This is a genomic window from Mesorhizobium sp. M4A.F.Ca.ET.050.02.1.1 (assembly GCF_003997725.1).
In the GTDB taxonomy this organism is placed as follows: Bacteria; Pseudomonadota; Alphaproteobacteria; order Rhizobiales; family Rhizobiaceae; genus Mesorhizobium.
This window is the reverse complement of sequence record NZ_RZSG01000426.1, coordinates 1-5216: the sequence shown is the minus strand read 5'-3', so window position 1 is coordinate 5216 and position 5216 is coordinate 1. Positions and strand designations below refer to the sequence as shown.

At 64.3% G+C, this 5216-nt stretch carries 4 protein-coding genes and 1 pseudogene; all 5 read left to right on the top strand.

Annotated features, from left to right (window positions below):
• On the top strand, window positions 1–182 hold a 182-nt coding region (locus EOA33_RS39790; protein ID WP_210212595.1), incomplete at its 5' end, for a hypothetical protein.
• Window positions 179–928 carry a DUF899 domain-containing protein gene (locus tag EOA33_RS23465; RefSeq protein WP_126055090.1) on the top strand — a complete coding sequence of 250 codons (750 nt, stop codon included), beginning with the start codon at window positions 179–181 and terminating at the stop codon, window positions 926–928. The genes EOA33_RS39790 and EOA33_RS23465, both read left to right, overlap by 4 nt.
• 148 nt (window positions 929–1076) lie before the next feature.
• Window positions 1077–1271 (top strand): annotated as a pseudogene (locus tag EOA33_RS40745) (hypothetical protein); the annotation flags it as partial.
• 336 nt (window positions 1272–1607) lie between these two features.
• The gene (locus EOA33_RS23455; RefSeq protein WP_126055091.1) at window positions 1608–2702 is read left to right on the top strand and encodes a branched-chain amino acid ABC transporter substrate-binding protein; all 1095 of its coding nucleotides are present in this window, start codon (window positions 1608–1610) and stop codon (window positions 2700–2702) included.
• Window positions 2703–2778: 76 nt separating this feature from the next.
• Window positions 2779–5216: adenylate/guanylate cyclase domain-containing protein (locus EOA33_RS23450; RefSeq protein WP_127406706.1), on the top strand; the 2438-nt coding region annotated here is incomplete at its 3' end.

The window sequence follows — 5216 nt, the reverse complement described above, 5'->3', positions numbered from 1 at the left end:
CCCTTCAGGGCGCCGAGCGGATCCCCCGCGGCCAGCGCGCGGCCGGCGGCGTTGATCAGCGAGTCCATTCACAGCCCGCCGACAGAAATCCCGCCACACTTGTAACTCTCACCATCACGCCATCCGGCCCTATGTCTGTCCTGCACCCCAACCAAACCGAAAGAACGGGACAAGAGCAATGACCCAGCACATGAAGACACCGCCGATCGTTTCGCAGGACGCCTGGGAAGGCGCGTACGAAGAGATGCTCGTAAAGGAAAAGGCCCTCACCCGTGCCCGCGACGCGCTGGCCGCGGAACGTCGCCGCATGCCATGGACGCTTGTCGAGAAGGACTATGTGTTCGACGGCCCAAACGGCAAGGCGAGCTTGCTCGACCTGTTCGAAGGCCGCCGGCAACTGATCATCTATCGCGCCTTCTTCGAGCCGGGCGTCTATGGCTGGCCGGAGCACGCCTGCCGCGGCTGCTCGCTCGGCGCCGACATGGTCGGCAATCTCGCCCATCTCAACGCCCGCGACACCACGCTCGCCTATGCCTCGCGGGCGCCGCAGGCCGACATTCAGCGGGTGAAGCAGCGGATGGGCTGGGAGCTGCCCTGGTACACCATCACCGACAGCTGGGATAAGGATTTCGGCGTCGACGAATGGCATGGCCACAACGTCTTCATCCACGACGGCGACCGCATCTTCCGCACCTATTTCGTCAACAACCGCGGCGACGAGGCTTTCGGCACCGTGTGGAGCTACCTCGACGTCACCCCGCTCGGCCGCCAGGAGGTGTGGGAGGACTCGCCCGAAGGCTATCCGCAGACCCAGACCTACAAATGGTGGAACTGGCACGACAACTACGAAGAGGGTGCCGCCCCCGACCAGAGATGGGTCGAAGTGTCGGACGTCGGCGAGGCGGCGTTCCGCAACAAGAGCGCCTGAGTGTGAAGCGACTCTGGCGGTGCCAGCCGCACCGCCGGAGCCGATCTCTCTCCACGCGTCCGCAGGAATCCCGCCAGTTTGAAAGGTGGCAAAGATGAGCATCGACAATCCCGCCCCTGGCCCGGCCGTCCCGAGCGGCTTCGGCCTCGCCGACTGGCTCAGCCTTGCGGCGGCGCCGACCTTCGCAATCATGGCGCTGCTGACAGCCGCCTATGGCGGCCATGACATGATGTGCATGCCCGGCCCCGGTGCCTCGATGCTGAGCGGCATGGTAGCGATGTATCTTTTGATGGCCGCCTTCCATCTGGCGCCCTGGCTGCGGCTAGTGGCGCGGCGGGCGTGAGATTTCGCATCGCGGCCAATGACCGCCGTACCGGCCCAAGTGCCCGCTAAGCGCCAGCGACGAGTTGCCACCGGGTCTCGAATGACCGGAGTGGGGCCGACAGCGCACTGACAGCTTCAGGCTGCAAATCTTCAAGAGCGGACATTACGCTAGGCGTTAGCATTGTCATGACCTGACCCCATCACGATGTTCACTCCGGCCAGTGGATGTCGGGATTTGGCGTGCGATTACCTCAGCCAACTGCACCGCAACAACATCCAAGACACTCGCGCTTGCCGAAGGGGCTGTCGGCACTGACTGGATTAGCGTAAGCTAATGTCCACAAGGGGTGCGCACATGCACCGTGTCATCGCCATAGCGATCGTGGTTCTCGCGGCCGTGTTCGGTTCCGCGAGGGCTGAGGTGCTGATCGGGGTCTCGTCTGCGATGACAGGACGGCTTGCCTGGATCGGCGAGCAGGGACAGCGCGGCGCCGAGATGGCGGTGGCCGACGTCAACGCCGCGGGCGGCGTGCTTGGCCAGAAGGTGAGGCTCATCTCGGTCGACGATTTCTGCGATCCCGAGCAAGCGGTCGCGGCCGCCCGGAAGCTGGTGGCTGACGGGGTGGTGCTCGTCGTCGGGCATTTTTGCTCCGGGGCCTCGATCCCCGCATCAAAAGTGTACGAGGAGGCGGGCATCGTCGAAATATCCCCAGGCTCGACCAATCCGCAACTGACCGAACAGGGCCGTCGCAATGTCTTCCGCACCATTGGCCGCGACGACGCGCAAGGGTTCATCGCCGGCAACTACCTTGCCGATCGCTGGGGCGACAAGAAGATTGCAATCCTTCACGACAATTCGACCTACGGGAAGGGTCTCGCCGACGAGACCAGGAAGCAGCTGAACAAACGGGGCGTGACCGAAGCTGTCTACGACGCATACGCGCCCGGGAAGGACGACTATTCAGCCGAGGTCGCTGCATTGCAGAGCGCCGGCGTCTCAGCCTTGTATGTGGGTGGTTATCATGCCGACGTTGGGCTGATTGCTCGCGCCGCACACGACCGCGGCTACACGGTTCAGCTCATATCCGGAGATGCCTTGGCTACCGAGGAATTCGCCCTGATCGCAGGCCCAGCGGCGGAGGGAACCCTGTTCACCTTCCCGGCGGACCCGCGGCGAAATGCCGGCGCAGCCGCGATCGTGGAGCAGTTCCGTGCGGAGAACTTCGAGCCGGCGGGCTACACGCTGTTGAGCTACTGCGCGGTCCAGGTCTGGGCCCAGGCGGTCGCGAAGGCAGGTTCGCTGGAGCCGAAGGCGGTCATCGCGACACTGCGCGAACAGGAGTTCGACACCGTCATTGGCCGCGTCGATTTCGACGACAAGGGTGACCTCACGAGGCAGAGCTGGGTTTGGTACGTCTGGCGCGGCGGGGAGTACGTGCCGGTTGAATAGGGTTCGCCGAATGCGTGCCCCTGAGACGTCTAGTCCGATGCAGACCAGTGTGGCTGGATTGTACCGACTCACAGCGATGCTTGAACGCCTCGGCATACGCGGCCGGCTGCTGTTCGCCTTTTTCGGGATCAGCGCCCTTGCGGTGCTGGCAACCGCTGCGGCGCTTTATGCCTTCCTCCAAGTCGGCGACGTCGTCGACCGAATCACCACGGATCGGGTGCCGTCGGCGCTAGCCTCCCTCCAACTGTCGCGCCAGGCCGAGCGGGTCGCTGCTGCCGCGCCATCGGTGCTGGCGGCGACGAGCAGGTCTCAGCACAGCGAGGTCTCGGCTGCCGTCGCGCTCGAGATGTCCCGCCTCGAGGCGCTGCGCACCGACCTCAGGGACGCCACGCTGGGCACAGTGCCTTTGGCCGAAATCGAGGAAGCCGCGGTTGTTCTGAGGCGCAATCTGAAGGAGCTCGACTCCCTGGTCATCGCCCGGCTCGATGTGGTCGCCCGCAAGGAGGAACTCCTGAACCGCCTCGCCGCGACGACGACCGGGAGCCACCGCCTTCTTGCCACCGGCATCCTGGTGATGGATTCCAGGCTGCCGCAATGGCGGGCGGTCGCGGCCGACACGTCACTGTCGCCCGATCGACGCGCAGCGGCAATGGCCGACATGGTCCAGGCGATTGCGGCTTACATCCCCCAGCAAAAGGCGCTGCTGGATATTTCGGCGGTCAACGACGCGCTGGTGAAGGCCGCGACCGCGCCGTCGCAGGGCGACCTGGCGTTGATCCTGTTTCCGCTGCGCCGCTCGCTTGCCGCTCTCGAAACGGCTTCCTCGGAGATCGACGAAAAGCTGCGGACCCGTTTCCGGCAACGGGTGGACGAACTCAAGGCACTAACCGATGGTGAGAACAGCATCCCGAAGGCCCGGGAAGAGGAACTTGCGGTCCTCGCGCAGGGCGAAAAGCTGCTGGCCGAAAACAATCGGCTGTCGCGCAGTCTCACCGCTGCGGTCGACCGTCTTGTCGCAGCAGCGGACCGCGAGATCGCTGCCTCCGGTCGCGAAGCCGCGCTCGTCCAGCACTACGGCACCGGAGTTGTCCTCGGCTCCGCCTTGCTCAGCCTGTTGAGCTCGGTTCTGGTCGTCTGGCTCTATGTCGACCGCAGCCTCCTCGCCCGTCTGGGCGCGGTGAGCCAGGGCATGCTCGCCATCGCGGGCGGCGATCTTCGTGCGCCGCTGCCGGCCGCGGGCAGCGACGAAATCGGGCGCATGGCCGAGGCGCTGAGGCTCTTCCGGGATACCGCCGTCGAGGTCGAGGAAAAGAACCTGCGCGACGTTGCAGAAGCACGTCAGCGGCTGGTCGATGCCATCGAAAGCATTTCCGAAGGTTTCGCTCTCTATGACAGAGAGGACCGGCTTGTCCTCAGCAACAGCCGCTACCGCGAACTGCTCTACGCCGGCCTGGAGGCCGAGCTAACCCCTGGCACGGCATTCGAGGAGATCATTCGCCGATCCGCCGAGCGCGGCTACATCAGGGATGCCGAGGGGCGGGTCGATGAGTGGGTTGCCGAGCGCCTGTGGCGGCACCGCAACCCTGGCGAACCATGGGTGCAGCGGCGGGGCGACGGGCGATGGATCATGATAAGCGAGCGGCGGATCAGTGCCGGCGGCACGGTCGCCGTCTATTCCGACATCACCGAGCTGAAGCAAAGGGAGGAGAACCTCGCCGAGAAGTCCACTGCCCTGGAGGCGCTTTCCAACAAGCTGGCCAAATATCTGGCGCCCCAGGTGTACAGCTCGATATTCACCGGCCGCCAAGATGTTAGAATCGCCAGTCAACGCAAGAAGCTGACTATATGCTTCTCCGACATCGCCGGCTTTACCGAGACCACCGACAAAATGGAGTCCGAGGATCTCACCCAGCTCCTCAATCACTACCTGACGGAAATGTCGAAAATCGCGTCGGATCATGGTGCCACGATCGACAAGTACGTCGGCGACGCGATCCTGATGTTTTTCGGCGACCCTGAGACGCGCGGCGTCAAGGAGGACGCGCTGGCTTGCGTGCAGATGGCGCTTGCCATGCAAAACCGGATCAGCGAGCTCACCGAAGTCTGGCGGGACATGGGGATCGAAACACCGCTGCGCTGCCGCATCGGCATCCATACCGACTACTGCACCGTCGGTAACTTCGGCAGCGAGGACCGGATGGACTACACGATAATCGGCGGCGCCGTGAATCTCGCCTCGCGTCTGGAACAGGAGGCGGCACCGGGGGCCATCCTCATTTCCTACGAGACGTTTGCGCAAGTGAAGGACACGATCGATTGTGCGGAGATGGGGCACGTGCAGGTCAAGGGGATCGCCTACCCCGTCGCCACCTACCGCGTCATCGATCTGAAGGCCAATCTAGCGGGCGCTTGTCGCGCCGTTCGAACCGAGCTGCCGCACTTCAGGCTGGAACTTGAACCGGAGCTGATGTCCGCCGACGAGCGTGGCGGTGCCGCCACTGCGCTTCGAGATGC

What these genes read in the sequence shown, in the direction of transcription:
- EOA33_RS23465 (WP_126055090.1), top strand. Translation starts at nt 179, where the DNA reads ATGACCCAGCACATGAAGACACCGCCGATCGTTTCGCAGGACGCCTGG.
- EOA33_RS23455 (WP_126055091.1), top strand. Translation starts at nt 1,608, where the DNA reads ATGCACCGTGTCATCGCCATAGCGATCGTGGTTCTCGCGGCCGTGTTC.